The sequence below is a fragment of the Shinella sp. NM-101 genome (assembly GCF_021401195.1).
Taxonomy (GTDB): Bacteria; Pseudomonadota; Alphaproteobacteria; order Rhizobiales; family Rhizobiaceae; genus Shinella.
In genome coordinates, this window is sequence record NZ_JACBFT010000013.1 from 61,301 (window position 1) to 87,249 (window position 25,949).

The following is a 25,949-nucleotide window of genomic DNA, read 5'->3' on the forward strand; positions in this document are numbered from 1 at the left end:
CGGGAAACCCGTGTTTCACGGTCCGGTAAAAGCTGGCGCTGCTGGTGGCCGCGCCAGCGTGTCGCGATGAATGTCGCGTAGTGACACGAGCATTTCGCGCGCGACCGATTCCTCGAGCGGCAGGAAACGGTCGATCATGAAGGAGCAATTGAAGACATAGGAGACCTCGCCGTCCCGATCAAAGATCGGCAGGGCGATCGCCATGATGCCTTCGGTGAATTCGCCCTTGCTGACCGCATAACCTCGCCGCCGGGTTGCCTCTATGCCCGCCCGCACGTCTTCTTCCGTTAGCGGGCTGCGCGAGGTGTAGCGGGTTGGCTGCCAGTTTCTGAACCAGGCATCGATACGCTCGGGTGACTGCCACGCCAGATAAGCCCGCATTTGCGCGCAGGCGTCGCGCGGGAAGCGGTGACCCACGGGGAAGGACAGTTCCATGCTCGTGGGGCCATTGAATTTGTCGATGACAATATAGGCCCCGTCGTTCATCGGCTGGGTCAGCAGGCAGGGTATGTCAACACGATGGACCAGCGCGGTGAGATGACGGCGGACCGCATCCAAGACGGGCGAATTGAGCAGGCTGGAAGCGCTGGTGAAAATGCCGGAATGCAACCGGTAGGTTTTAGAACGCTGATCGTATTTCAGCCATTCGAAATGTACCAGTGTCTTGAGAATGGAATGGCAGTGGGTTTTTGAAATGCCGAGCGCGGCGACGATTTCCGCCAAGGAGGCTTCGTGAGGCGCCGCTCCGTTCAAGTACTGGAGTACGGCAATGGTGTTTTCCAGCGCGGGTACCAATCCCGGGCCGCTGCGCGAGGGTTGCTCGGCCATATGTGGGCGGAGCAGCCAGTGCTCTCCATCATGAAGCAACTCGGCACCCGAGGAGCGTGTGTCTTCTTTGGAATCAGGCATTGCGCTTCGTTCTCCATAAGGAACGACTTCCTTCGCACTAGTAAATTTCGGATTCAAGCCAATGCGCGAAAATTTCACAATTCCGGCCGTTCGGGAGCCATCACAAAAAAGATAGTTCACTCTAAAAATAGAGTTGACTACATTTAATTGCGAACGTTACATGAGTGCAGTGGGAGCGATGCGAGGAGCGAGCAGTTGCTGAAATCAGGAACGGAACTTTTGATGATCCCAGGGCCGACAACACTGCCTGGGGCCGTCGTTCAGGCTCTGTCGCGTCCTGCGACCGATATCTATCACGGCCCGCTGCACGACGTTTCGCTGGACTGCCTTCAAGGTCTCTCAGAGTTGTTCGGCACCAGGGAGCGTCCCTATATTTTTACCGCCAACGGTCATGGCGGCTGGGAGGCGGCGCTTTGCAACACGCTAAGCCGTGGAGACCGCGTCCTGGCACTTGAATCCGGTCTTTTTGCACCTCATTGGGCTGAGACCGCAAAGACGCTTGGACTCAGCATCGAGATTCTTCCAGGGAGTTGGAGGCGAGCGGTCGACTGCGAAGCCCTAAAGGATCGGCTTCGGGCCGATACCAGTGGCAGAATCCGCGCGATCCTTACCACGCAAGTCGACACCGCGACGGGTGTCCTCAACGATATTCCGGCGATCCGCGGCGCTATCGACAGCGCCGGACACGACGGGCTGCTGATGGTGGACTGCATCGCCTCGTTGGGGTCTACGATTTTCCAATTTGATGCCTGGAAAGTCGATGTTGCCGTGGCGGCCTCTCAAAAGGCGCTTATGACGCCCCCGGGGCTCGCCTTTCATGCCGTGAGTCAGAAGGCGCGCAAGGCGCACCTCATGGCCGGACTCCGAACGAGCTATTGGGACTGGTCGCTGCGCGACCGCGCTGACCATTACTTCTGGCATTCCGGCACGCCGCCCGTCAGTCTATTGTTTGGGTTTCAAGCGGCAATCCAGTTGATCCGGGAAGAGGGACTAACAACGGTAATCGCCCGCCACGATGCGCTCGCCAAGGCGGCGCGCGCAGCCGTGGGTCGTTGGAGCTTATCGGGAGGCGTTGAACTGAACGTGTCGACGCCCGGTGAACAGGCTGCGGCCGTGACCGTCATGCGCGTGCCTGAAGGCACAGCGCGGCCTCTTGTCGACTACTGCAAACAAACGTTCGGCGTCCTCTTCGGTGAGGGCATCGGTGCCTTGGAAGGCATGGCAATTCGGATCGGACACATGGGTCATGTCGGTGCGCCGCAGCTTATAGGCGCCCTGGGGTGTCTTGAACTTGGCATGCGCGCCATCGGGGTTGCCTGCAAACCCGGCGGCATTGAGGCGGCGCTTGTCGCGCTTGAAGGCCTCTCCAGGCAGAAGCCGCAACCGGCTGCCGTTCCGGTTGTAGAAATTTCAACTCAGAAGAGAGGGGTTCTATAATGAAGAAGTATTTGGTCCCAGTGCTGCTCTGCGCGGCATTTTTCCACGGCAGTGCGGCACGGGCCACCGAACAGCCAGCTGTTCCCGACCGCATAGCGACCGCAAAGAAGGTCCGTATTGCCGTCAACGCCGGGTTTCCGCCCATGGAGATGCGCGACCCAAAGACCAATGAGCTTATCGGGTTCGATATCGATCTTGGCAACGCCATCGCGTCCGAACTCGGGCTTGAGACTGAATGGGTGGATGGCGCGTTCGAGCAAATGATTCCGGCGCTCATATCCAAACGTGTCGACCTGATCATGAGCGGTATCTCTGACCTGCCAGAGCGGCGCGCCACAGCCGACTTCATTGATTATCTGAAATCAGGGACGCAAATCTACGCGATGACCGATGGCCCAATTTCGCAGCCGTCGGACCTTTGCGGCCATACTGCAACTGTCAGCCTGGGCACCTCGATGCCAGACGAGCTGAAGAAGTGGGCCCAAAAGACCTGCGACGACAATGGCAAGCCGCCATTGAAGATCATTCTCGACAACAATCTTGGTCAGCAGATTATCAACCTGAAGCAAGGGCGGGCGCAGGCTGCGGTGCAGTCGCTGGAAGGTATCGACCTGATCCTCGAACAGGAGAAGGGGGCGATGAAGCTGGTCGGGGAGCCAATCCACGTGACCTTCCAAGGCATTGCATTCCGCAAAGATGATACCGTCCTGCGCGACGCTTTCTTCTGGGCCACCATGCGAAAGTTCGAAGACGGTACCTATGCTAAGCTCCTTGAGAAGTGGAAGCTGACCACCGCGGCTTATCCGACGCCAACGATTAACAAAGATCCGGAGTGATGGCCGTGACCACGCAACATCGCGGTTCAGGAGCGGTTGCGGCTATGCCAGCTTCGTTGCCGCGCCTTGATATTGCCGAAGCTGTGCGTATCAGGCGGTTCCGACCGCTACGATTATTGCTGGGCGCGCTCGCCATCGCATTTGCGATCTTCGTTTTCAGAGCTTTTGCTGATGCGCAGATCGACTGGAGCGTGGTCTGGGAATATCTGCTGGCACGAATCACCATCGTCGGACTGGGCTTCACAATCCTGATGACTCTCGTTGCCATGATGATCGGATTGTCAGTCGCGGTATTGCTTGCCGTGGGGTTCGGTTCGCACAATCCCGTCACGCGCTGGATTTGCAAGACATATGTCTGGCTTTTTCGCGGCACGCCACAACTCCTCCAGCTGCTTCTATGGTACAATCTTGCATTGGTGTTCCCGGTCGTCGGGTTTCCGGGCTTGGGCTCTTGGCAAACTGTCGATCTGATGGGACCGTTCGCTGCGGCGGCGATCGGACTTGGACTGAATGCCGGCGCCTACATGTCGGAGATTATTCGTTCGGGGTTGCTGTCGGTCGATACCGGACAGTATGAAGCGGCAAAAGCGATTGGCATGACGAGAGGCAAGACCTTGCGGAAAGTAATCTTCCCGCAGGCGATGCGCGTCATTATTCCGCCCCTCGGCAACGAATTTATCGGAATGACGAAAAACACGTCGCTCGCCAGCATCGTCGGCTTCGGCGAGTTAATCTTCGTCATGCAGTCGATTTATTTCTACAACTTTAAAGTCATAGAAATGCTGCTCGTGTCAGCGTTTTGGTATCTCGTCGTCACATCAATTTTGTCGGTCGGACAGTATCAACTGGAAAGACGGTTTGGGCGCGGCTTCAGACGGGGAGGGAGGCTATGAACGTCGTTTCCGCTGTAAATCTCTCGAAAAGCTTCGGAGCGTTCGAGGTTCTCAAGGGCATCAATCTCGACATTGCGAAAGGGGAGGTGGTCTGCATCATAGGTCCCTCGGGCTCGGGGAAGACCACATTCTTGCGATGCATCAACCAGCTGGAATCGATCAACAGTGGCGCGCTCTGGGTGAATGGCGAGCTTGCCGGCTTTCGCGTTGTCGGAGAGCGTATCCTGCCCCTGGACGAGCACGAGATTGCCTTCCAGCGCCGCGCGACTGGCATGGTGTTCCAACGTTTCAATCTCTTCGCCCATTTGACTGCCGAACAGAACGTTGCTCTCGGGCCGGTCGAAGTCTTGGGACAAGCCCCGGCCCAGGCACTGGGAACAGCGAGAGATCTCCTCGCTCGCGTGGGTCTCAGCCAGAAGCTTAAGTCCTATCCTGCCGAACTCTCCGGCGGCCAACAGCAGCGTGTGGCGATCGCCAGGGCGATGGCCATGAACCCGCAAGTCCTGTTGTTTGACGAACCGACCTCCGCGCTTGACCCGGAGCTTGTGGGAGAGGTCCTTAAAGTTATGCAGGAGGTGGCAACAACCGGGATCACCATGGTCGTTGCGACCCATGAACTGAATTTTGCACGGGATGTCTCGGATCGGGTTGTCTTCATGGCGGACGGCCGGATCCTTGAGGTCGGCTCTCCGGAGCGCATGCTTACTAAACCCCATGAACCACGCCTCAAGACCTTTCTAAGTGCCCTCAGCGGATCGCGGGCTGGGAGCGGAGACTCAGATGCGCAATCAACGTAAATTCTACATCGATGGCCAGTGGGTGGAGCCTCTTAAGCCCAATGACCTCGAGGTAATCAATCCGGCGACGGAGAAGCCAATCGCGGTGATTTCCATGGGCACGGCCGAGGATATCGACCGCGCCGTTGCCGCCGCCAAGAGGGCCTTTGTAACCTACAGCCAAACAAGCGTCGAGGAGCGGCTGGCGCTGCTCGAAAAACTGCTCGCCGTCTACAAGCGCCGCTACGATGAGATGGTCGACACGATCACCATGGAACTCGGCGCGCCGAAGACCATGACGCGCGAACAGCAGGCCGATGTCGGCGTCGGCCACCTCCAGGGCTTCATCGACGCGTTGAAGCGTCTGAAGACCCGCGACCGGCTGCCGAACGGCGACGTGCTCCTGCGCGAGCCGATCGGCGTCTGCGGCCTAATCACGCCCTGGAACTGGCCGATCAACCAGATTGCACTGAAGGTGGTGCCGGCGCTGGCGACCGGCTCCACCTGTATCCTGAAGCCGAGCGAATTCACCCCCTTGAATGCGCTGCTTTATGCGGAAATGGTGCATGAATCGGGCTTCCCGGCGGGCTCGTTCAACCTCGTCAACGGTGACGGATTCGAATGCGGGGCGGCACTCTCCAAGAACGAAGATATCGATATGATGTCTTTCACCGGCTCCACCCGCGCCGGCATTGCCGTGAGCAAAGATGCTGCAGATACGGTCAAGCGAGTGACGCTGGAACTCGGCGGCAAATCGCCGAACCTCGTCTTCGCAGATGCGGACTTAGAGGATCGCGTGGCCGGCAGCATACGCGAATGCTTCAACAATTCCGGCCAATCCTGCGATGCGCCGACGCGCATGCTTGTCGAACGGTCGGTATACGACAAGGTGGTCGAGATCGCCGAGCGCATCGGCAAGGCGACCAAGGTTGGCAATCCCGAGGAGGAAGGCGAGCACATTGGCCCGCTCGTTTCGCATATCCAGTTCGGCCGCGTTCAGGCGCTAATCGAGGCGGGCGTTGCCGAAGGGGCGCGCCTCATTGTCGGCGGGCCAGGCAAGCCGGAGGGTTTTGAAACGGGCTATTTCGTGAAGCCGACGATCTTCGCCGACGTCAACAACGAGATGCGCATTGCCCGCGAGGAAGTATTCGGCCCGGTTCTCTCAATCATTCCCTTCGACACGGAAGAGGAAGCGATTGCTATTGCTAACGACACCTCCTATGGCCTTGCCGCCTATGTGCAAACGGGCAATCCGGGACGCGCCGAGCGCGTCGCCGCCCGCATTCGCGCCGGGATGGTGCACATCAATGGTGGCCCACACCGCTACGGCAGCCCCTTCGGTGGCTTCAAGCAATCCGGCAATGGCCGCGAGGGGGGCATCTTTGGGCTGGAGGATTTTCTCGAAATCAAAACCATCCATCAGCCGGTGTGATCATCGTGTGCGGTCGGTCCAACTGATCGAGAACGACGCGCTTGCTGCTCTGGAAAGGAAATTTTTGGCGATCTTTTCGCCAATCGGTCGCCGCCGATCGCGCCGGAGAAGCTACTGCCGGCCATGCTGCAAGCCATATATTCCATCCGCTCTGCACCGCTGCTGATAGAGCGTCAGATTATGCCTCTTGTTCCGCTGGTTCGTCGGCATTGGTATCGACATGCGGCGTGGACCATTCGGTGATTTAGAAGACCGGGATCAACTGCTCGAAGGCGACATCGCCAAGAAGTTCCTGGCCGCGATTCCTAGACCAACCCAAGGTTAAGAGCCTGTTGTCCACCGACCACCTCTCCGTCGAAGGCACGTTATATGAGGCTGGCTCCGATAAAGAGCGGCAAGTGAAGGATGGTTCGAACACGTGAAAATTTTGCCGATCATTCTCATGAAATGACGGCTTGACAAACATCAACAATGCAGGATTGATACCGGTCTCTTCCGAAGTGAGACCGGTATCAATCCTCCCTTCGGTGAGTAAGAGGGTGAACTTAACCGAAAGAGAAAACATATGATTCATGCACTGAAAAAGGCAATTGGACTAATTGTTTCTGCCGCAATTTTCTCCGCCGCCGTTTCCGCTGCAGGGGCGGAGGACAACCCCTTGGGATTGATTGAGCCCGGAAAGCTCCACGTCGGAACGATCAGCGACGGCCGGCCCTACAGTTTTATAGACGGTGAAGGAAACTTCGTCGGCTTTGAAATCGACTACTTTAACGATCTGGCAAAGCGGATGGGCTTCGACGAGGGCCAAGTAGTTGTTACAGCTCAGGACTTCACGGCGCTACTTCCGTCCGTCGCGAATGGACGTTTTGATGTCGCATTTGCCGCGATCGGGACGACCCCTGAACGTTTGAAGACGGTTGATTTTAGTACCGGGTATCTGGCCGGGTTCATGTCGATCATGACGCCCGATGAGTCAATTCAGACCCCTAAAGACCTTGCCGGAAAGCGGATCGGCGTCCTGCAGGGTTCTATTCAGGAAGCTTATGCAGCCAAGAATTTCAAGAACAGTGAGATTGTTCGCTTTCCAAGCAACAACGCTGCTGTCGTCGCGCTCGTTAACGGTAGCATTTCAGGCTATTTTCTCGATTACGAAGGAGGTCTTCTTTTCCTCAAACAGTATCCTCAGCTCAAAATGACGATCAATATTTCCTCTTTCGACGCGCCGGCTGGCTTTGCCATAAAGAAAGGCAACGTCGCTCTAAAAGCCGCGCTTGACAAGGCAATCAAGGAATCTATGGCTGAAGGCGTTTGGCAACGGCTGTACGAGAAATGGCTCCCCGGTGTGCCTATGCCCGAGCAATACCTCCCCAACAGGTAAAGAAAAGCCGAGGCCCGCGTGCAAGCGAGCCTCTCTTCCCGTTTATCTGGAGCCATGAATATGGGATGGTTTGAAACCTTCACGCGCACATTCTTTGACTTAGAGGCTATGGCCGCGACACTTCCCCAAATGCTTTTGGTTGGGCTGAAAAATACGTTGTTGTTGTCTTTCTTGTCTACGCTTATCGGGACTGCCATCGGCATTGTACTCGCTATTCTAGGCGTCTCCCCCTTTAAGCTCCCGCGCTATATCGCTCGAATCTACACTGATATGTTTCGTGGAATGCCGGCGATCGTGACAATCCTCATCGTGGGACAAGGACTTGCGACGCTTGCCCGTCCAGTTTTTGGCATGTCGCCATATCCTCTAGCAATCCTTGCGCTCAGTCTGATCAGCGGAGCCTACATCGGCGAGATCTTCAGGGCAGGAATCCTCAGCGTGGAGCGCGGGCAAATGGAGGCCTGCCGCGCTCTCAGTATGAGACACTCGCAAGCGATGCGGCTTATCATTGTTCCCCAAGGTGTGCGGCGGGTCCTTCCTGCACTGGTCAATCAGTTCATCGGCAACGTCAAAGACTCTAGTCTAGTTTACCTTCTCGGCTTGCTGCCTTCAGAAAGAGAGGTTTTTCTTATTGGACAAGACTTTGCCATCAACACGGGGAATTTGTCGCCGTTGGTGCTAGCGGGCTTCATATACATGGCGATAACGGTCCCGCTAACGCATCTCGTAAATGTAATCGACTCAAGCTTTCGGCTTCGAAAACCGACAAATGAGCCCCAAAGCGGTCTTCAGGAAGCCGTCGAGTTAGAGCAGTTCAAAGCGGCTTCAGAGACCGTGCCCGCAGCTGATCTTACTGGGAGGTATTCTGGCTGTGGGGGAATCGAGATTCGCGGACTCGACGTCTACTATGGCGACTATAGGGCTTTGAGCGATGTGAACTTAACTATCAAACCGGGAACGGTAACGTGCCTTATCGGCGCGTCCGGCTCCGGGAAGTCAACGCTCCTTCGTTGCCTCAACAGGTTAGCCGAACCCCGCGCGGGTGTAATTGAGCTCGATGGCATAGATGTACACCAGATAAGCCCGGAAGAATTGCGGGCGCGCGTGGGAATGGTTTTTCAAAATTTTAACTTATTCCCCGACCACACCGCTCTCGAGAATGTTGCGCTTGCACCCGAGAAGGTCAAGGGCATGCCTCGCGAAGAGGCACGGAGGATTGCCGCAGAACGCCTGACCGAGGTTGGGCTCCAGAATCGCTTGGGTCACCGACCTCGTGACTTGTCCGGTGGACAACAGCAGCGGGTAGCAATCGCGAGAGCCCTAGCCATGGCGCCTGAGGTCATGCTTTTCGATGAAGTTACCAGCGCGCTCGATCCCGAACTCGTGAAGGGTATTCTCAACCTCATGGCCTCCCTTGCGGAGAAAGGTATGACGATGGTTATCGTCACGCATGAGATGAATTTCGCGCGTCAAGTCGCAGATCAAGTCGTCTACATGGACGAAGGGCGGATAATCGAAGTTGGGGCGCCATCACAGATATTCGAGGCGCCGGCCAGCGAACGTTTGCGGCAGTTTCTTGCGCAAGTAATTTGATGACTGGCGCCAACCGCATGCTCGATCGATAGAAACACATTCCAATGGCTGACACCATCCTTTCTTCGGCCGTCATCATCGGCGCTTCCACCGGCGTCCAACTCGCACGCCGCAGCATAGGCGTCACCATACTCAATGACGGTCCGCAGGCCAATGGCGCTTCCGGCCGCTCGCTCTCGTGGTTGAACCCGGCGCGGATGCGCTCGGAGACTTATCATTGCCTGCGCAGGGGCGGTATTGATCGGTATCGTACGTGGATGCCGTGCTGGCAGAAGCGCCAAGGTGTGGGAGGGCAATCCAACGCTTATGGCCGCCTCGATCGGGGGCGGCGGCAGGCCTATTCCTCGCGGGTGCGAAACCGGTGATGGGCGCGCTTGAAGCACTTCCCAGCTACTATTTTACCTTCAGCCACAGCGGCGCAACGCTGAGCGTTATCGCACCCAATGCTCGCCGCCTTCGGGCCCGAGCGCTTTGTGTCGCGTTTGGGCATGGTTCTCTGGTTCTGCCGAGGCAGGGCGGCCAGCGAGGTTCCATAATAAGGATTATACAACTTTAAATTGCAGTTTGGATTCACTCACAAGAGGATCGTATGATCTGTTCCACCTGACGATCTACAAGGAATTTCGAATGCGACAATGGCTGGACAAGCTGACCGATCTCGCCGCCATTCCTGGAGACGAAAGCGTATTGAAGAACGCGCTGGCAAGCTTTACCGAACACATCGGTTTTGCAGGCTATGCCTATCTGAACATCCAGCCAGGGCGTTCGCTCGCAATATCGAACTATCGTCAAGAGTGGCAATCTGACTATTTCCGGCGAGGCTATCTTGCGATCGACCCCGTCATTCGACGCGCCAAGTCCCTGAAACGAGCCTTCACCTGGAGCGGTAAACAGGACAACCTAGGGCTAACCAAATCGGAACGCTCGTTCTTCGCGCATGCAGCCGATTTCGGAATTCGCTCCGGCATCACGGTGCCCATCAAGGCCGCATACGGCTCCATCGCGTTGTTTACGCTTGCCTCGGAGAGGCCGGCAATCGACCTCGACCGCGAGATCGACCCTGTCGAGGCTGCATCCGCGGTCGCGCAGCTTCATGCCCGCATCAATCTCGCTGATCCGACGCCAAGTGTCGAAGAGCCGATTAGTCTTGATCCCAAGGGGGCCGCCTATCTCAGCTGGATCGCTGTCGGCAAAACGATGGAGGAAGCGGCGGACCTCGAGGGCGTCAAGTACAACAGCGTGCGCGTCAAGATCGCCGAAACAAAGAAACGTTTCGACGTGCACACCCTTACGCACCTGACCGCCGTTGCCATTCGCCGAAAGCTGATCTGAGCCTCAGTTCACCGACACTTTTGGGATATAGCCGAGGATGGTGACCAGCGTGTTCACCACATACATCTGCGCATGCATCTCCATGCAGGCCTGAATGTAAGTGAGGTGCTGTGCGCCGCCCGCCTCCTTACCGGATTTGTAGGTGTCGGGCAGAGCTTGGAACAGCCGATCTGCATTGTCGACCAGACGCCGATGGGTCCGGATAGCATCCACCGTCAAGCTCTCCAGGTCAGCCTTGGGCAGACCTTGCGTCAGCCCGTACACGGGACGCATTTCGAGTTTATCTTCCGATGGTAGCGCGTCCGGTGTCATTCGCTTCAGTCTCCGGCTTGTCCGCGGTGCGCCCCCGCAAACGTTAATCCCTGATCCCAAGCCGGGGGTTGGAAACTGTACCTGGACAGTCCTGCGACCTTTAGCACCGGAGCACCTGGACATACGTCACAGGCCCCCGGCCAATCGGTCAGAGGATTCTGGTGCTGTCACGGCCAGCACCAACCGCCAGATAGAGGTTTCCACACCTCGGGGCAGCGCGTACTGCCCTAACCGCCCTTATAGAGGGCGGAGGCTGAATTCGCCAGTGCAAACATGCACATGATTAAGTAAGTCGCGCGGTGAACTTCGCGAGCATCAAGGTCATTCAGCACCAATTCCTGAAAGATCGACACGGATGCCGGCCTTGTTCGGATCGTCGCTCCGGGCTCGGTCCGTGACAGGATCGCTCACTTCCTCACCGGCGGAATCTGCTGACTGCTCGTCAGCATCGATCTCAGGCTTCTCCTCGTCTGGAGCGGCCAACTCCACCTCATCAAGGTCCGGCGCCCGAAACACCGCCGTCCCCTCGAAATACCCCGTCTGCCAGGCGACGATCGCGTCATCGAACACGTGGGGAAGAGCCTCTTTCTCAGTGGGGTTTCCGTACCATTTGGTGACGATACGATAGACCCTGGCGAAGAGGGCTGTGCCCATGCGGAGGTTTTCACAAGGATCGACCAGGTCCTGTTTCAGCTCACCGGCCTCCATGATGCCGAGCCCCGCCGGATATTGGGTGACGCCGACCCGCACCATATCGCGCCCGACATGCTGGCGGATCAGCTTCATTGCCTCGTCCGGCGTGCCGGGCCTTGGGACGAGCACCATGCGGTTTCCGGACCTTACTGTAATGGCGAGCGGATCCTGCGACCCCGCCCGCTCAATGAACTGTTCGACAATCGCGGGCTTTAAGCCCGGATCGGCGCATTGTTTGATGAGGGCGGCATCGACCATCCCGGTTTCTCCTTATGTGTTGAAGGCCATGACGACGGGCAGGTCGAAGAGCTTCGCCCAGGCGGTAACGCTCGCCTTCTGAATAGCAACGATCGACGTGCCTTCGGTCCACCAGCCGTTACCCGTGGCGACGATGGCGTCAGGGGAATGCAACATCGCCTGCAGCACCGGCCAGAGGATGAGTTGCTCGTAGCAGATCAGCGGCGCGATCCTCGTTGTCCCAACCTCCACGACCGGGTTCGCAAACAGGTGCGCTTGGGCGCCGCCGCCCTGCTCTGTCCAACGCAACCATGGCTGCCACATGGAAACCGGAACCGGCATGCGCTCCTTATAGAGAATGCCGGCGGCGCCGGAACCAGCCGCCACCATGACGTTGTCGTAGCCTTGCCCATCGATGACGGTGGCGCCTGCGACGACGGTAACCTCAAGCTCGTTCAGTCCCTCATGCCAGAGGCGAGCGACCGTCGGCGTCCAGAACCCGAGCGCGCTCTCCGGAAAGACGACAGCGTGCGCGCCCTTACTTCCGGACATGCGCGCTGTGGCGATCAGGCCACGGTGATGCTCAAGCGAAGCATCGCGGCCGAGCATCTGGCCCAGTTCAAGATCGACGCCCATCCATCCTTCCGGTAGCTTCGGCTCTGTCCACGTTGCGGCGGACCAGAGCCAGAAGCCTCCGAGGCCAATGGCGGCAGCCGGCCGATATCTCGTCATGATAGTGATCAGGCCGGCTGCAGTCGCGAGCAATCCCCACCATCCCCACCCGGGAAACAGTACCCCGGCTGCGGTCAGCGGATGCGCCCATCCAGTGATGCCGAAGGGCGGCAGCCCCGTCAGCGCCGCAGCCACCAGATAGCGCACCGCCCTCCCTATTCCCGGATGCCTTGTCCACGCGACCGCATGCACGGCAACGAAGGAGGACGAGGCCGCCAGCCAAAGCAGAAGGCCGGGCCAGAGATCGGCGGCATAGAAGTTGGCGACGCCCTGCGGCAGACCGCGCGAGGCCGCCAGGAAATAGCCGGCCGACACGAGGGCCGCGACCATGCGCGACGGCGACAACGCCCAGAGCGCCGGGAAGAGCATCGCAACTGGAAGGGCGAGCACAGTGCCGCTCCAGCCGAGTGAGCCGCAGACGACGGATGCGACGATGAGCAAGGCAGATCGCCAACGGTCAGAAATGTGGTCACGGATCGAAGGTGATGACCGGCCGGGCGAGGCCGAGAAGGCCGCTCCCGTTGAGCGGCCCGAAGTATCGTGAGTCATAGGAGCTCGCAAAGGGAGAGTGGAGAAACAGATGTCCCGGCGGCACGATGCCACCAGGATATGGCGTGATCGTCCTGCCCTCCCCGTCCGTCTTCCGGACGACAGATGCGGCAAGGGAACGGCCGTCGATGACAATGTAATCGCCGATTTCGACCTGCTGGCCGGGGAGTGCGGCGACAGTCTTGATGAGTGGTGCGAAACCGCCGGGGCAGAGGCCCCGGCGAAGATAGCCGCGCCGGCGCGCTTCCTCGAACGGTGCAGTCGCAGGCGAGCAGATGAAGACAAGATCCCCAGCCTTGACCGGACGATTGAGTTTCTCGATGCGCCAGAGCCCGAGTGGCTCGCTCGGCGTCAGGTTCAGTCGATAGCCACCGACGACCGCAGCCGTGACGAGGCCCGCGATAGCAACTAACGACGTGCTCAACAGCATGATTGCACCGCGTCGCCTCATTGCTTCACAACCGGGCTCTGGCGTTGCGCGAGACGCAATTCCTCGACCTGCCGCAGGGTCTCGGTCGTACGCTCATGGGCGGCGAGCTGCTGGGCCGTGCGCATGACTGGCCAAGCTTCCTTCAGGCGTTCCTTCTCCTGTGGCTGCATTCCCTCGGAGAGCTTGTCGAACAGTTTGCCCGAGGGCTCACGTGCGGCATTAGTCAGCAGGGTGCGCTCGCCGAACCGCTCAGTCACAGCCTTGTTGAACCCGTCGATCTCCAGCTTCGTCTCGCGATTGCTCAGCGCATATCCAAGGGCGGCGGGAAGATCGTTGCGGTCGATCGCATCGCGCACGCGCTCGAGCACGGTGCGTGCCTCAGGTGAAAGCGCCGGAATGTCGATCGAGACGCGCTGCCTCAGCGCCCTTTCCTCGGCCTCGTGCCGCAGCGCAGCGCTCCCTCGCATCTGCAGATAGCGTTCGATGTCGCGTTTCAATGCGGGCACATTGACCTCGGCGACGCGTCGCGCCTCGCGTTCCGTCTTGCTGGCGAGAATACCGGTCTTGCCCCTGAGCGGACCGATCGACGCCGGCTTGGCTTCAAGCTTTTGAAGCACCTGTGTCCCCACGTCCTTATCCGCCAGCACGGAGTCGAAGTTCATCGCCCGGAAGGCGGTTTCGGGATCGGCGAACACATAGCGGAAGCGAATCGAAACCTCCTCCCATTGCTTCTTCAGCGCAGGATCAGCGTCGAGCCTCTCGCTGACCGTATCTGCGACGGAATTCTCGAACCGGGTGATGCCAGCGACCATGGGTTTCGCCTCGTTGGTTGATTGAGTTGGCGGGGATTGCCGCAAGCCGAGGCGTTCGCCGAGAGCGCGAAGGCGGTTGGTGAGATCGGTGAGCGTGCTTTTCTGGCTTAGCGTCCAGTCGAACCGGTCGCGCAGCAGCGTTCGCGCCACGTGGACGATGTGCAGGCCACGGTTCTCGGCGAAGCGGAGCGCCTCGCGGTAGAGCGTGCCACGCTCGTAGTCGAGTGTGGTTTCCTTGGCGTTTCGCCGGGACAGGATCTTGGCCAGCCCACCGTTCATTTCGAAGGAGCGGCGACCGAAATAGACCTGAAGGTCCTCGCGATGGCGCGTCATCGCGACATAGGTCAGGTGGCGATCGAGAGAGAGTGAAGCGAGCACCTTCACCCGGTCGACGGTGGCGCCCTGGCTCTTGTGGATCGTGGTGGCATAACCGTGATCGATATTGTTGTACGAGCAGCTCTCGACCGTCACCTGCCGGCGCTGATAGCCCTCACCCACAGTCACGGTCATGCGGTTCGGCGCGGCCTCGATCACCCTGCCGATCATGCCGTTCTTGACGCCAAGCGAACCCTCGTTCTTCAGGAAAACGATTTGGTCGCCGGCGGCGAACTGGCGGGTGCCGGCGGCGGTCCTGAAGACGTGTCCCTCTCCGACGATACCGCGCTCGACCAGCTTTGAGCGCGCCATCATGTTCAGCATGCGGACGTCACGGCGCAGATGCGCCAGCATCAGCATCGACTTCGCCGGATCATAGTCGTGGTTCCAGGCCGAGATGAGGCTCTCGACGGCTTCCGATTTCAGGTTTTCTCCAACGACGTGGCCGCGGGTGCGATAGGCCAGCAACCCCTGTTCAATGTTGCCGCGCGCAAGATCGAGCGAGGCATGCCGCATCCAGTCTTCGCGTTGGCGGTAGATGGTCTCGAGCTCGGCATAACCGATACGATCGACGATGGCGCGGAAGGCAGCACCCGCCTCGATCGGCTGCAGTTGTTCGGGATCGCCGACCAGCACGATCTTCGCGCCGGCCTTGACGACGGCTTCGACGAAGCCCGCCATCTGTTTCGAGGCGACCATGCCGGCCTCGTCCATGACGAACACGGTCCTGGCGTCGAGCGCGTCACGCCCCTGGTTCCAGCGCAGCTCCCATGAGGCAAGTGTGCGGGAGACAATTCCCGCCTCCTTCTCCAGCCCCTCGGCGGCCTTGCCGGCAAGCGCGCCGCCGACGACCCGGTATCCGGCGAGTTCCCACGCCTCGCGCGCAGCCTTCATCATGGTGGTCTTGCCCGCGCCGGCGCGGCCGACCACGGCTGCGATCCGCGCGGAACCGGCAATCCGTTCGATCGCCGTTTTCTGCTCGTCGGACAGGCGCGCATGTCGCGCGAACGTCGCTGCCAGGACCTTGTCATCGACGTCATGGGTTTCACGGCCCGACAGCCACATCGCCTGCCGCGCCATCGTCGCCTCGAGCCGGATCATCTCCCGTGTCGAATAGCGCGCCGGCACCTTCGCGCCGGTGGCGAAGTCGATCGTGTCGCGCTGGAGTCGGAGAACTTGCCGGTTCAGGATGATGCTCAACATCAGCTGCTGGAAGACGGCCGGATCATCGACATAGCGATGCAGAACTTTCGCGACATCTCGCTCATCGAAGACGCTCTTTTCCCGCGTGATCAGGTCGAGCACGATGGCGGGATTGCTTGAGATTCGGCGGGCGTTTTCCGCGCGGCGCGCATCGTTCAGCTCGATCCGTTCCAGCTCCGGCCGAAGGCCCTGCTTCTCCGCCTTCCGCTCGATCGCCTTTGCCCCGACGCCGAGATGGATGGTCGGCTCCAGATCGATGCCCTGCTTCTCGTAGGATCGGCCATCGACGCGCAGCGAGATCCCGTTCAGCGCCAGATGATGATTGAGACGCTCGAACCAGGCGTCACGAAAGGCATTGAAATCATCCGTACCGCCGGCCCAGAGCTCGTAGACAATCTTGCCGGCCTTGTTGCGCAGCGGCTGCCCGTCTTCGCCGAGAACAGGGACCTTCTTCGTGCCGAAACCGTCCTCGGTCAGCGGACGCAGGGTCGTCATCAGATGGATGTGCGGATTGCCGGGATTGTCGTGGTAGACCCAGTCGGCGACCATGCCCTTCGACAGGATGTGCCGCTCCACGAAATCCCGCACCAGCGCGATGTTCTGCTCGGGCGTGAGTTCCAGCGGCAGGGCAATCGTCAGGTCCTTGGCGAGTTGCGCATCGGAGCGCTTCTCGAAGGCCTCGACCTTGTTCCAGAAGGCTTCCGAGGCTCCTGTAATCGAGCGATCGGCTATCAGCATCCGCGCCCATCTCGGGGCATCAGCCGGAAGCAGGAATTCCTCGTGCAGAAGCCCTTCTTTCCGGGTGTAATCGATGGTGCGGGCCTCGCGCTCGTATTCCATCCTCGCGCAGTGCCGGTAGGCCGCGGACAGCACTGCGCTTCGGCCGTCGCCGCGGCTGACGATGCTGGCTGAGAAATGGGCGATGGCCACGGCGGTGAGTCTCTCGGTTCGAACCTCGTTCGTCGGGAGCGGCAGCCAACCAGGGCCCCTCGCCAGGGCCTCTACGCAAGGCGTCGCATCAGCGACGTATAATTGCGCCCTTGGAACCGCTCCTTCGGAACGGCGGGATGATCCTCCAAAGTGTCGGCCTTGCCGACGTGCAAATCTGCACATTTCCTTGAGCACGCATCCGGAGGAGTCTTGGCGTCGCGCATGCAATGCCAAGACAGCCAAGGAGTGCCACCGGAATGAAGAAGCCGTCTTCGAAGATTAGGGAAGAAATCGCCAGGCTCCAGGATCAGCTGAGAGCAGCCGAGACACGCGAGGCGGAGCGCATCGGCCGGATCGCGCTCAAGGCCGGTCTCGGCGAAATCGAAATTGAGGAAGCCGCACTTCAGGCGGCGTTCGAGGACATCGCCGGGCGGTTTCGCGGAGGCAAGGGAGCTTCAACCGGAAAGAAGAATGCCGGCGACGACAGGACCGGCAATGGACCGTCCGCGGCGCTCGCGCCTGGCGCGGATGCGGGCGGGCCTAGTGAGGCTTGAACGGATGCGACGGACGACATCAAGCGAAGCGAGGAAGAAGGACACGCGCGAAAAAATCGAGCTGGGTGGCCTGATCGTGAAGGCCGGCCTGCGCTACGAAAAACGGGCGCTGCTGCTCGGTCTGCTGATCGATGCCGCCGGGCGCATCCGCAGTGATGAAGCCGAGCGCTCGCGCCTGACGGCCATCGGCGCGGAGGGGTTCGGTCATGACGGCGAATAGGCTCCTTCTTGCGACCCTGCCCGCGGCCTTCATGATCGCCACCATGTTGGCGATATCAGGCATCGAGACCTGGCTTTCGGGTTTCGGAACGTCGCCTCAGGCGAAACTGATGCTTGGACGGATCGGCCTTGCCCTACCCTACGCGGCGGCGGCAGCGATCGGCGTGATTGCCCTGTTCGCGACGGCGGGCGCGGCCAACATCAAGACTGCCGGTTTGAGCGTACTGGCTGGCGCTTCACTCGTCTGCATCGCGGCGATCGCACGCGAAGGATGGCGGCTCTTTGCTCTTGCCGATCGGGTGCCTCATGGCCGGTCGGTTTTCGCTTATACCGATCCGTCGGCGATGCTCGGCGCATTCGCAGCCGTCCTTACCGGGATCTTCGCGCTACGCGTCGCGATCAGGGGGAACGCCGCCTTTGCGAAAGCAGCGCCGCGGCGGATCGCGGGGAAGCGAGCCGTGCACGGCGAGGCCGACTGGATGAAGATGGGAGACGCCGCCAGGCTGTTTCCCGATGCCGGCGGCATCGTGATCGGTGAACGTTACCGTGTCGACAAGGACAGCGTGGCGGCGATGCCATTTCGCGCCGGTGAGTCGCAGAGCTGGGGCGCCGGTGGCAGGTCTCCCTTGTTGTGCTTCGACGGCTCGTTCGGTTCGTCGCATGGGATCGTCTTTGCCGGTTCGGGAGGCTTCAAGACGACATCGGTGACGATCCCGACCGCGCTCAAATGGGGCGGCGGCCTCGTCGTGCTCGACCCGTCGAGCGAGGTCGCGCCGATGGTCATCGATCATCGGCGCAAGGCCGGCCGCAACGTCATCGTGCTCGATCCCGCCACGCCCGCAATCGGTTTCAACGCGCTCGATTGGATCGGCCGCCACGGCAACACGAAGGAAGAGGATATCGTCGCGGTGGCGACGTGGATCATGACCGACAATGCGCGCACGGCGTCGGCCCGCGACGACTTCTTCCGGGCTTCCGCCATGCAGCTCCTGACGTCGCTGATCGCCGACGTCTGCCTGTCCGGGCATACGGACGAGAAAGACCAGACGCTGCGTCGCGTCCGGTCAAATCTCTCGGAGCCGGAACCGAAGCTCCGCGAGCGCCTGACGCGTATTTACGAGCAGTCGGAATCCGAGTTCGTGAAGGAGAATGTAGCAGTCTTCGTGAACATGACGCCGGAGACGTTTTCCGGCGTCTACGCCAATGCCGTGAAGGAAACACACTGGCTCTCCTATCCGAACTATGCGGCGCTCGTGTCGGGCGACAGTTTCTCGACCGACGATCTCGCTGGAGGCGAAGCGGACCTGTTCATCGCGCTCGATCTCAAGGTGCTGGAAGCCCATCCTGGTCTGGCCCGCGTCGTCATCGGCTCGCTGCTCAACGCCATCTACAACCGTAATGGCGAGATCAAGGGACGCACGCTCTTCCTGCTCGATGAGGTCGCTCGCCTCGGCTATCTGCGCATCCTTGAAACGGCCCGCGACGCCGGCCGGAAATACGGCATCACGCTCGCCATGATCTTCCAGTCCATCGGCCAGATGCGCGAGGCCTATGGCGGCCGTGACGCGACCAGCAAATGGTTCGAGTCCGCGTCGTGGATTTCGTTCGCTGCGATCAATGACCCGGACACGGCGGACTACATCTCGAAGCGCTGTGGCGACACCACGGTCGAGGTCGACCAGACAAACCGCTCCACCGGAATGAAGGGATCGTCGCGCTCGCGCTCGAAGCAGCTCAGCCGCCGGCCGCTGATCATGCCGCACGAGGTCCTGCGCATGCGCAGCGACGAACAGATCGTCTTCACATCAGGCAATCCGCCGCTCAGATGCGGTCGCGCGATCTGGTTCCGGCGTGACGACATGAAGGCGTGTGTCGGGCAGAACAGGTTTCATCGCACGATCTCCGGAACTGCGACGATCCGCGCAGCCAAATCAATATCCCAGCCATAATATGGAGAGAGCGAAGGACATGCAGCACTGGAGAAAGACCTGGTATTCGCTTATTGGCCCATTGATGATCTGGGTCGCGTTCATCATAGCGGCTCCCTTCCTGACTACCGGCGCGATCATCAGCGCCGACATCCTCCCACCATTTGGCGTGGTCGTTATCAGAACCGTTAGTCTGTTCTGCGTGCTTGTGTTCGCACCGCTCGCAGCACTCGCTGAAATCGCGCCACCCTTCGTCACGCGGGAGGAGGTGCGCTGGCGCAATCGCAACAGCGACACGCTCTTCGAGATCGATGTGGTCTGGCAGGACGTTGCGTTTCTCCCGCCAATCCTCAACCGGATTCGCTCAACGCCGACGAAGCACAGGAGGCAGGAAAGGACGGAGGGGACCGCGATCGTAGAAGCAAAACCCTCTACGTCCTGATTGAGGCGATTGATCTAAGGTTGGCAACGCCGACCATTCGACCATCCATCAACGACATGAATCAATTGGCGTCGACCGATTCACATCTCTCGTTGGACCTGGACGCTCCTCTGCGCGATCCTGCCTCCATGATTGCACAGCCCTATCACCTCTACGTCGAGAAAATAGACGCTTCGAAAAACATGGCCCGCTACTATGCCATGTCTATCGAGCCTACGCTGTTCGGGGATACCTGCCTGACCCGACGTTGGGGACGTATCGGCACGGGAGGCCAGAAGCTGGCGCATCATTTTCAGTGCGAGGAGGAGGCGGTCGAACTCTTTCTCGCCCTTCTGAGGCAGAAGCGCTTGCGCGGATACGGGTCGAAATATAACTCCGGGCAAAGAATGGTTGGCTGACCGGCAACAGGTGGAGCCCGCCGGCGATCCGATGAATGAACCGGCCCGATGGATCGGACGGTTTGACGCTTTGCGCGGCAAAAGCCCGCGCCGGGGTTCGATGCCCCGGCGCGGGCTCCAGCCGGCAAATTTGGACGGCATCTTCAACCAGCCGATCACGTTGGCAGGTTGGCGCAGAGCATTCCTGATCAGAGTCGCCTGCGAGAAGGGCCGGTTCCGGCCCTTCTCTGTCAGCCCCGCGATCTAGGGCCGTTTTGAGTAAAGTGGCATGATGCGCTTCTTCGTGAGGCGGTCGCGTGTCGTGGTGAACATAGAGCCATCCCATTCCCGCCACGTTTCCCAGCCGTTGATGGTGGCGCTTCCATACCAGACGCGCACCTTGACGGTCATTTCATCGATTTCCTCGATGATGGAGACGGTGAAGCTGCCGCCGAGGTTCGAGGGGGTATCGTACACCTCAACTTCTTTTTGCCGGTCGGTCATGTTCAGACCTCCGAGCGGATGATTTTTGGACGGTCTTGCTGAATACGAATGTCGAAGCCCGCGACACGAGTGCCGATAAGGCCTGGCCTATCGATATGCTCGAAGGCGGGATCGAAGACGGCTCGAGAAATCATGAACCGGCCAGCGATGACATCTATGGAATGTGTCGGGGATACGCTGTCGCCTTCCTCGTTCACGCCCGTCACCAGCAGGTTTCCCGCAAGAGGCGACGGAAAATCCGCCAGTTGCGTGAAGCACTCGAGGCCGTCGACAAGGCCGTTGTCGTCGCAATATGCGGCGTGGTGATCGTCCATCCGCACGGCATCGATGCAGGTGCAGCCGATATGGGCATAAATGGACTTCAGGATGTCGTTGCGGTCAATTTCCACGCTACGAATGGTTCCTGCCTTGGCATCGACAAGGTAGCCGGTGAATGAATTTGTCATTGGATAATCTCCTTCTTCCCGCGAAGTGATCTTGCTCTTGGCCGCGTTTGGAGGAGCGCTGCCGTATCTGCAGCGCCCCCGTCCTGCCGATGTCTCAATCCCAAGGAATGACGGCCATCAGGTCTTCGTCGTCCTGGCCGGGGTAGCGGCCCAAATTGGCATTGAGCCTGCCGTGGCCGGTGTTGATGGAGAGGCTGTAATAGTCCCCGCCGCTCTGGTTCTTCCTCTGCCAGATCGCACCGATTTCAACCTGCCGGCCCCTCGGGGACTTGCCATAGAGGCGATAGACAGGCGCATCAGGATTGGTGCTGCGGTTTTCCTTGCCGGTGATATCGAGGTCGTAGGAGATGGAAGCGATGTTGCCGGTAAGGGTGTTGTCCTCACCAAAGCGGATGAAGTTTGCGTAGTCGGTCATTGTCTGTCTCCGTTGGTTGCTGTTGCCACCCCGAAGGGCAAGCCCCCTCGGGCGAAGCCTCCCCGGTCTTTCCGGGGGAATGGCCTCTGACATTCCCCCGGACAGAGGGGGGAGGGCGAAAGCCCGCCCCTCGGCGGCGGTTGTTCGGGTCAAGGGGTCGTGGCGGGGGAAAAACGGAAGGTTCGGCCAACGGCGGAAAGCCGTTTTTATTCCGACGCGACAAGCGGCTTGCCGCGCCTGCCTCTTGATCCGGGCGGCCGGCGATGTCAGGGGCGACAACAAACAAGGCGGACCGGAACGGGCCTCGATGCTGGGGATGCAAGCCCCCGCCCGGACAAGCGATCGCCACCAGGGTCGGCGGAGACGGCCCCAGGCCGGTTCCGTGCCTTCGGCATAGAGCGCGCTCCGCTCGTACCGAGCGGATGGCCTGGACAGTCCGAATCATCTCCCGACAGATATCAGGGTCACGCGGTCGTTTCCCACGAGGCTCCGGAAAGCCCTACGGCGCTATGTGGGAGCGCGGGTTTCCTCCGCCTGCTGCGTTCGCCGGATATCCCGGCTCACTGCGGCCGCGGCCGCGCCGCCCGGCGGCGCTGCGGCTGGAAAACGAATGCGGACAGCGCTGGTGCGCAGACTTTCCCTGTCGATCGCGACGGCGCGACGTGAAACGAGCAAGACGCGATCCCGCAAGAATGAAGAGCATCGGAGAAATCAGCATAGCGCCGGCCGTGGGCCGGGATTTCGGGAATTCTCGACGCGCAAGGAGCGGAAGAAGGGCAGCCGCAGGAGCTTCAACATAGTGGCCCGAAGGGGAAGCGGGATCGACTGCCCCGGCTCCTTGCGCTCCGTTTTTCATGGGAGGGCGGGGAGCGCCGAGGGGTGGGGCGCAAGGGGCACCCCTCGGCCCTGTCCCGCGCCGCTTCGATGGCGGCCGGGACGGGCAAACGCCGAGAATGGGCGATGCGCCGCCTATGCAGCGACGCATCTGGTTCCCCTCACGATTTCAGAGCAGCCATCCGCTCGCCAAGCAGCCACAGCGCCTTGTTGAGTTTGATGTCCTGATCGATGCCGTTGACGGCGCGAGACTTCACGCGGCGCGGCCTGCCGAGGTCGTCGCGTCCCACGCCGCGCAGGCCGCCCTTGACGGCATTTTCCTGCACCACGTTCCAGACCGTCCAGAGATCGTCAGCACGGTCGTCATGACGGCGCGGAACAAGCAACTGTTCCGGCTTGATCGGCGTCGTCGTCTCGCCTTCGCTGTCGCCAAACCGAAGAACATGGGCAGCGTCCGCAAGAATGTGCCTCTCTTCCCGGTTCAGCCGCAGCGTCGACCAGTCCTGTGGCGCGGCAAGAGTACGTTCGGCTTCGCCAAGGACGCGATAGGTGCCTTCGATCACCCTTCCAGCAACGTCGCCGGAGTGGCGCACCTTGATCGCATCGATGGTCCCGGTCTGCGCTACCAGAGAATTGAGGCATCGGATGCGAAACAGCCCCGCCATCAGTTCATAGGCGCTGCTTCCGTCATTGGCATTCTTGAGGAGAATTTCGCAAACGGTGTCGCCCACGTTGTAAACCTTGCCGTCATCGACGCGGCGCAGGCGGATAAGGTGCTTCGTGAAGTCAGCCTTGCCTTCGGTGCGGCTGCGCGACTGTTTTGCGCCGACCGGCATAAATCCCTCCCGGATGAGACCGCGCAAAACCTCGATGGTGGGAATAGGCTGGAAGCGTTCAGACCGGCTTTCATGGGCGGTCACGGCGAAGATGGAAGGGGCGATGCGGCACATTTCGGTTTCAGTCAGCGCGCGGCCCGTGTCGAAACGTGCGGTCTCGGTGTAGATGCTCATTGTCTGTCTCCAAGGTTTTTCCCGTTGCCACCCCGAAGGGCAATCCCCTCGGGGCGGCTGGCTGGCAACGGCGGGGCTATTCCGCTGCCATCGGCAACGGTTGCGCATCGGCATCGACTTCGGCATTCGGATCGGCTGCGATCCGGACAGGAGCCGGGAGCCAGCCCGAACCCTTGACCTTTCGTTCCGCGATCAAAACGGCCTCTGCCTTCTTGGATGCGGCGGAAACCGCAAGGGCGGCCTCCGGTCCTCGGGCCTCAAGAACTGCCTGCTCGATCCCCCGGCGATTGACGTGGCTGAAGTAGCTGTCGGCGGTCGTCTCGAACCAGTTGGTCATGTCGACCTTGAGGGCTCGGCCAAGCTGGTTGGCCTGCTCGATCCCGCTTCGGCGGTCGGAGAATTTCACCTCCACCGCGTTGACCGCATGTGCGGCGGCGTAGGCCAAGAGGGACAAAAGCTCGTCGCGGTCCTGTTCAAGGCACCAGTCGAACAGGTCGGCGGGATTGCCGGGGATTTTGTGCCCGTAGTTTTCCTGCAGGCTTTCGAACGCAACCGAGGCTGCGCAATCTTCCGGCTCCTTGATCCATTTGCCCGTGCGCTCATGGATGAGCGACACCTGCAGGGCGCTTTGTTCGGACACATAGCCGCCGTAGCTGATCCGCAACAGCATGGCATGGACGACGGCGGCCAAGGCCACGCCGGGATTGTTCGCCAGTTCCACACGCAGGGCAGCGGTCTTCTTCGCCGTCAGAACCTCAATCAACGATTGAGGATGCGTGAAGTTAGAGATGCGCTCCTCGGTCGCGCTGCTCTTGCCACTGGCGTTGACGGTTTCGGGGCCGGCTTCACCATCTTCCGCCACGGCTTCGTCGCTGTCGTCGTCGTCCGGTTCCTCGACCTCGTCTTCTTCCCTGATGATCCCGACGGCGGCTTCCGCGTTGCCGAAGCGGTTGATGAACACCACCACGCCGCCGCGCGCCATGTCCTCTGGCAGATAGGTTTCCTGCTTCGCGGACAGTTCATCGAGACGCTTGTCGATTTCAGCGAGCCGCTGAACGGCGGCCTCGATAGACTCATCATCTCCGTCCTCGTCGTCCTCGCCGTCGATCAGTTCGGTCAGATCGTCATGTTCTTGGGAAAGCGAGTCATGTTCGGCCTGATCCTCCGCGGACAGCTCCACTTCGGTCGGGTAGATGCGCGGAAAGTTGAAAATCCAGTCCGGGCGCTCGAATGCCGTCTCCACCCATTTCCAGCCTGCCCCGCGATAAGGGGCGGCGGCATCTTCCAGCTTTTCAGAGGCGAGCCTGTCGAGCAATGCGACGTCCAGGGCATAGCCGCCGCCCTCTTCATCGAAGAGATCGCGGCGTACGGCTCCACCTGCCTGCTCGTAGACGTCCAGTCCGCCGATCAGCATGACGCGCCTGTCGGTGCTGGGGACTTCTTCGGTCATGAGTGCCGACTTGATCTGGCGGGCTCTGCGATCCCACTGCGACAAGCTTCCCCAAACCTGTTCCTGCCGTTCGTGATCGTCGCAAACCGTGAAGGCGGAAAGCTGTTCGAAGGTCATTTCCCCGTCACGGTGAAGTTCAAGCAGCTTCGGGGACACCTTCGCCAGAGCGAGGCGGCGGCGCACGATGATTTCGGTCACGCTGAAATGAGCGGCAATGTCGGTGATGGATTTGCCCTCCGCCGCCATGGTCGAGAAAGCCTCGTACTGGTCGACCGGGTGCATGTCCTCGCGGAAGACGTTTTCCGACAGGCTGATTTCCGTCGCGTTTGCAGCTTCGCGGAGCTTGCATTCGACCGGATGGTTCTTTGCAATCTTGCCCTGCTCCACCAAGAGCAGCAGCGCCAGCCTGCGGCGTTCGCCCGCCGTCACGAAATAGCGGCCGCGCTTGTCGCCCGCCCGCACGACAAGGTTTTGCAGAACCCCCTCGGCGCCGATGTTCGCGGCAAGCTCGCGAAGTTTGACAGGGTCATATCTCTTGCGGACGTTCTTGGGGTCGGCGTCCAGCTTGTTCAGTTCGATGATGATTGTTGTCATGGCTTCAATCTCCTGATTTTCCATTGAACGGGTCTTCAAATCCCGCTGTGGGCGAAGCCTTCTTCCTTTGGTCCGAAGGACGTGCCCCACGTCCTCGGGACGAAGGGAGGGGCGCAAGCCCGCTCCCGGTAGGACGCAGATCCGGTCAAGGGTCGGACGGGGGAAAAATCGGAAGGTTCGGCGCGAAGCGGTGAAAGCCTATTTTTTCGACGGCCGACAGCGCCCTCCGGCGCGCTTGCCCGTTGGCCTGATCTTCGCCTTATCGTATGAGCGGCAATGTCATGAAGGAGAAGCGCGTCCGCCGTGAGGCGGATGCT

24 protein-coding genes and 1 pseudogene are annotated in these 25,949 nt (G+C 60.2%); 14 read left to right on the forward strand and 11 right to left on the reverse strand.

The genetic code is table 11. The features are described 5' to 3' along the window. Nucleotides 1-15 precede the first annotated feature (15 nt). A complete protein-coding gene (locus L0976_RS21145; RefSeq protein ID WP_023513036.1) occupies nt 16-909 on the reverse strand; it encodes an IclR family transcriptional regulator in 894 nt (297 codons plus the stop codon). Nucleotides 910-1,104: 195 nt separating this feature from the next. Between L0976_RS21145 and L0976_RS21150 the strand changes: the two genes are divergently transcribed. The 9 genes and pseudogenes from L0976_RS21150 to traR all read left to right on the forward strand — a co-directional run bounded on the left by L0976_RS21150 (nt 1,105) and on the right by traR (nt 10,586). Continuing rightward, on the forward strand, nt 1,105-2,346 hold the full coding sequence (locus tag L0976_RS21150) for an alanine--glyoxylate aminotransferase family protein (RefSeq protein ID WP_306414951.1): 1,242 nt from the start codon (nt 1,105-1,107) through the stop codon (nt 2,344-2,346). Further along, the gene (locus tag L0976_RS21155; RefSeq protein WP_234189180.1) at nt 2,346-3,182 is read left to right on the forward strand and encodes an ABC transporter substrate-binding protein; all 837 of its coding nucleotides are present in this window, start codon (nt 2,346-2,348) and stop codon (nt 3,180-3,182) included. Before L0976_RS21150 ends, L0976_RS21155 begins: the two co-directional genes overlap by 1 nt. Then, nucleotides 3,182-4,075 (forward strand): amino acid ABC transporter permease, encoded by an 894-nt coding sequence (locus L0976_RS21160; protein WP_234189181.1) that lies wholly within the window; start codon nt 3,182-3,184, stop codon nt 4,073-4,075. Before L0976_RS21155 ends, L0976_RS21160 begins: the two co-directional genes overlap by 1 nt. Next, a complete protein-coding gene (locus L0976_RS21165) occupies nt 4,072-4,872 on the forward strand; it encodes an amino acid ABC transporter ATP-binding protein (protein WP_023513032.1) in 801 nt (266 codons plus the stop codon). The genes L0976_RS21160 and L0976_RS21165 overlap by 4 nt, the downstream gene beginning before the upstream one ends. Beyond that, on the forward strand, nt 4,856-6,283 hold the full coding sequence (locus tag L0976_RS21170) for an aldehyde dehydrogenase family protein (protein ID WP_234189182.1): 1,428 nt from the start codon (nt 4,856-4,858) through the stop codon (nt 6,281-6,283). Before L0976_RS21165 ends, L0976_RS21170 begins: the two co-directional genes overlap by 17 nt. A gap of 565 nt (nt 6,284-6,848) precedes the next feature. Continuing rightward, nucleotides 6,849-7,661, forward strand: a complete 813-nt coding sequence (locus tag L0976_RS21180) for an ABC transporter substrate-binding protein (RefSeq protein ID WP_234189183.1) — start codon at nt 6,849-6,851, stop codon at nt 7,659-7,661. 60 nt (nt 7,662-7,721) lie between these two features. Then, nucleotides 7,722-9,254 carry an amino acid ABC transporter permease/ATP-binding protein gene (locus L0976_RS21185; protein WP_234189184.1) on the forward strand — a complete coding sequence of 511 codons (1,533 nt, stop codon included), beginning with the start codon at nt 7,722-7,724 and terminating at the stop codon, nt 9,252-9,254. Between the two features lie 44 nt (nt 9,255-9,298). Beyond that, a pseudogene (locus L0976_RS21190) lies at nt 9,299-9,508 on the forward strand (D-amino-acid oxidase); the annotation flags it as partial. A gap of 373 nt (nt 9,509-9,881) precedes the next feature. Beyond that, nucleotides 9,882-10,586, forward strand: coding sequence for a transcriptional regulator TraR (traR, locus tag L0976_RS21195; RefSeq protein WP_234189185.1), 705 nt, complete (start codon nt 9,882-9,884; stop codon nt 10,584-10,586). 3 nt (nt 10,587-10,589) lie between these two features. Here traR and L0976_RS21200 read toward each other — a convergent pair whose 3' ends face one another. The 5 genes from L0976_RS21200 to traA all read right to left on the reverse strand — a co-directional run bounded on the left by L0976_RS21200 (nt 10,590) and on the right by traA (nt 16,859). Then, nucleotides 10,590-10,898 (reverse strand): transcriptional repressor TraM, encoded by a 309-nt coding sequence (locus tag L0976_RS21200; protein WP_234189186.1) that lies wholly within the window; start codon nt 10,896-10,898, stop codon nt 10,590-10,592. Nucleotides 10,899-11,219: 321 nt separating this feature from the next. Beyond that, entirely contained in the window at nt 11,220-11,849 is a 630-nt protein-coding gene (locus tag L0976_RS21205) for a TraH family protein (protein ID WP_234189187.1), read from the reverse strand. Nucleotides 11,850-11,861: 12 nt separating this feature from the next. Continuing rightward, the gene (locus tag L0976_RS21210) at nt 11,862-13,109 is read right to left on the reverse strand and encodes a conjugal transfer protein TraB (RefSeq protein WP_255696117.1); all 1,248 of its coding nucleotides are present in this window, start codon (nt 13,107-13,109) and stop codon (nt 11,862-11,864) included. After that, nucleotides 13,030-13,539: a conjugative transfer signal peptidase TraF gene (traF, locus tag L0976_RS21215; protein WP_234189189.1), complete on the reverse strand. Its 510-nt coding sequence runs from the start codon at nt 13,537-13,539 to the stop codon at nt 13,030-13,032. Before traF ends, L0976_RS21210 begins: the two co-directional genes overlap by 80 nt. Before the next feature lie 17 nt (nt 13,540-13,556). Next, the gene (gene traA / locus L0976_RS21220; RefSeq protein WP_234189206.1) at nt 13,557-16,859 is read right to left on the reverse strand and encodes a Ti-type conjugative transfer relaxase TraA; all 3,303 of its coding nucleotides are present in this window, start codon (nt 16,857-16,859) and stop codon (nt 13,557-13,559) included. Between the two features lie 257 nt (nt 16,860-17,116). Between traA and traC the strand changes: the two genes are divergently transcribed. The 5 genes from traC to L0976_RS21245 are packed head-to-tail and all read left to right on the forward strand — an operon-like array spanning nt 17,117 to nt 20,400. Continuing rightward, a complete protein-coding gene (gene traC / locus L0976_RS21225) occupies nt 17,117-17,413 on the forward strand; it encodes a conjugal transfer protein TraC (protein ID WP_234189190.1) in 297 nt (98 codons plus the stop codon). A 4-nt stretch (nt 17,414-17,417) separates the two neighbouring features. Then, entirely contained in the window at nt 17,418-17,633 is a 216-nt protein-coding gene (gene traD, locus L0976_RS21230; RefSeq protein ID WP_234189191.1) for a type IV conjugative transfer system coupling protein TraD, read from the forward strand. Beyond that, complete coding sequence (gene traG, locus L0976_RS21235; protein ID WP_234189192.1) at nt 17,620-19,581, forward strand: Ti-type conjugative transfer system protein TraG; 1,962 nt, start codon at nt 17,620-17,622, stop codon at nt 19,579-19,581. The genes traD and traG overlap by 14 nt, the downstream gene beginning before the upstream one ends. Nucleotides 19,582-19,600: 19 nt before the next feature. Next, complete coding sequence (locus L0976_RS21240) at nt 19,601-20,002, forward strand: hypothetical protein (RefSeq protein ID WP_085421448.1); 402 nt, start codon at nt 19,601-19,603, stop codon at nt 20,000-20,002. Between the two features lie 56 nt (nt 20,003-20,058). Continuing rightward, nucleotides 20,059-20,400, forward strand: a complete 342-nt coding sequence (locus tag L0976_RS21245; RefSeq protein ID WP_200814063.1) for a WGR domain-containing protein — start codon at nt 20,059-20,061, stop codon at nt 20,398-20,400. A 243-nt stretch (nt 20,401-20,643) separates the two neighbouring features. On the opposite strand, the gene L0976_RS21250 is transcribed toward L0976_RS21245, so the two are convergent. The 5 genes from L0976_RS21250 to L0976_RS21270 all read right to left on the reverse strand — a co-directional run bounded on the left by L0976_RS21250 (nt 20,644) and on the right by L0976_RS21270 (nt 25,632). Further along, complete coding sequence (locus L0976_RS21250) at nt 20,644-20,883, reverse strand: hypothetical protein (protein ID WP_234189193.1); 240 nt, start codon at nt 20,881-20,883, stop codon at nt 20,644-20,646. 2 nt (nt 20,884-20,885) lie between these two features. After that, nucleotides 20,886-21,329 carry a DUF3846 domain-containing protein gene (locus L0976_RS21255; RefSeq protein ID WP_085421451.1) on the reverse strand — a complete coding sequence of 148 codons (444 nt, stop codon included), beginning with the start codon at nt 21,327-21,329 and terminating at the stop codon, nt 20,886-20,888. 94 nt (nt 21,330-21,423) lie between these two features. Continuing rightward, a complete protein-coding gene (locus L0976_RS21260; protein WP_085421452.1) occupies nt 21,424-21,744 on the reverse strand; it encodes a DUF736 family protein in 321 nt (106 codons plus the stop codon). 995 nt (nt 21,745-22,739) lie between these two features. Next, complete coding sequence (locus L0976_RS21265; RefSeq protein WP_085421453.1) at nt 22,740-23,588, reverse strand: DUF932 domain-containing protein; 849 nt, start codon at nt 23,586-23,588, stop codon at nt 22,740-22,742. Between the two features lie 76 nt (nt 23,589-23,664). After that, nucleotides 23,665-25,632 (reverse strand): ParB/RepB/Spo0J family partition protein, encoded by a 1,968-nt coding sequence (locus L0976_RS21270; RefSeq protein ID WP_085421482.1) that lies wholly within the window; start codon nt 25,630-25,632, stop codon nt 23,665-23,667. Nucleotides 25,633-25,949 lie beyond the last annotated feature (317 nt).

What these genes read in the sequence shown, in the direction of transcription:
- L0976_RS21145 (WP_023513036.1), bottom strand. Translation starts at nt 909, where the DNA reads ATGCCTGATTCCAAAGAAGACACACGCTCCTCGGGTGCCGAGTTGCTT.
- L0976_RS21155 (WP_234189180.1), top strand. Translation starts at nt 2,346, where the DNA reads ATGAAGAAGTATTTGGTCCCAGTGCTGCTCTGCGCGGCATTTTTCCAC.
- L0976_RS21160 (WP_234189181.1), top strand. Translation starts at nt 3,182, where the DNA reads ATGGCCGTGACCACGCAACATCGCGGTTCAGGAGCGGTTGCGGCTATG.
- L0976_RS21165 (WP_023513032.1), top strand. Translation starts at nt 4,072, where the DNA reads ATGAACGTCGTTTCCGCTGTAAATCTCTCGAAAAGCTTCGGAGCGTTC.
- L0976_RS21170 (WP_234189182.1), top strand. Translation starts at nt 4,856, where the DNA reads ATGCGCAATCAACGTAAATTCTACATCGATGGCCAGTGGGTGGAGCCT.
- L0976_RS21180 (WP_234189183.1), top strand. Translation starts at nt 6,849, where the DNA reads ATGATTCATGCACTGAAAAAGGCAATTGGACTAATTGTTTCTGCCGCA.
- L0976_RS21185 (WP_234189184.1), top strand. Translation starts at nt 7,722, where the DNA reads ATGGGATGGTTTGAAACCTTCACGCGCACATTCTTTGACTTAGAGGCT.
- traR (WP_234189185.1), top strand. Translation starts at nt 9,882, where the DNA reads ATGCGACAATGGCTGGACAAGCTGACCGATCTCGCCGCCATTCCTGGA.
- L0976_RS21200 (WP_234189186.1), bottom strand. Translation starts at nt 10,898, where the DNA reads ATGACACCGGACGCGCTACCATCGGAAGATAAACTCGAAATGCGTCCC.
- L0976_RS21205 (WP_234189187.1), bottom strand. Translation starts at nt 11,849, where the DNA reads ATGGTCGATGCCGCCCTCATCAAACAATGCGCCGATCCGGGCTTAAAG.
- L0976_RS21210 (WP_255696117.1), bottom strand. Translation starts at nt 13,109, where the DNA reads ATGACTCACGATACTTCGGGCCGCTCAACGGGAGCGGCCTTCTCGGCC.
- traF (WP_234189189.1), bottom strand. Translation starts at nt 13,539, where the DNA reads ATGCTGTTGAGCACGTCGTTAGTTGCTATCGCGGGCCTCGTCACGGCT.
- traC (WP_234189190.1), top strand. Translation starts at nt 17,117, where the DNA reads ATGAAGAAGCCGTCTTCGAAGATTAGGGAAGAAATCGCCAGGCTCCAG.
- traD (WP_234189191.1), top strand. Translation starts at nt 17,418, where the DNA reads ATGCGACGGACGACATCAAGCGAAGCGAGGAAGAAGGACACGCGCGAA.
- traG (WP_234189192.1), top strand. Translation starts at nt 17,620, where the DNA reads ATGACGGCGAATAGGCTCCTTCTTGCGACCCTGCCCGCGGCCTTCATG.
- L0976_RS21240 (WP_085421448.1), top strand. Translation starts at nt 19,601, where the DNA reads ATGCAGCACTGGAGAAAGACCTGGTATTCGCTTATTGGCCCATTGATG.
- L0976_RS21245 (WP_200814063.1), top strand. Translation starts at nt 20,059, where the DNA reads ATGAATCAATTGGCGTCGACCGATTCACATCTCTCGTTGGACCTGGAC.
- L0976_RS21250 (WP_234189193.1), bottom strand. Translation starts at nt 20,883, where the DNA reads ATGACCGACCGGCAAAAAGAAGTTGAGGTGTACGATACCCCCTCGAAC.
- L0976_RS21255 (WP_085421451.1), bottom strand. Translation starts at nt 21,329, where the DNA reads ATGACAAATTCATTCACCGGCTACCTTGTCGATGCCAAGGCAGGAACC.
- L0976_RS21260 (WP_085421452.1), bottom strand. Translation starts at nt 21,744, where the DNA reads ATGACCGACTACGCAAACTTCATCCGCTTTGGTGAGGACAACACCCTT.
- L0976_RS21265 (WP_085421453.1), bottom strand. Translation starts at nt 23,588, where the DNA reads ATGAGCATCTACACCGAGACCGCACGTTTCGACACGGGCCGCGCGCTG.
- L0976_RS21270 (WP_085421482.1), bottom strand. Translation starts at nt 25,632, where the DNA reads ATGACAACAATCATCATCGAACTGAACAAGCTGGACGCCGACCCCAAG.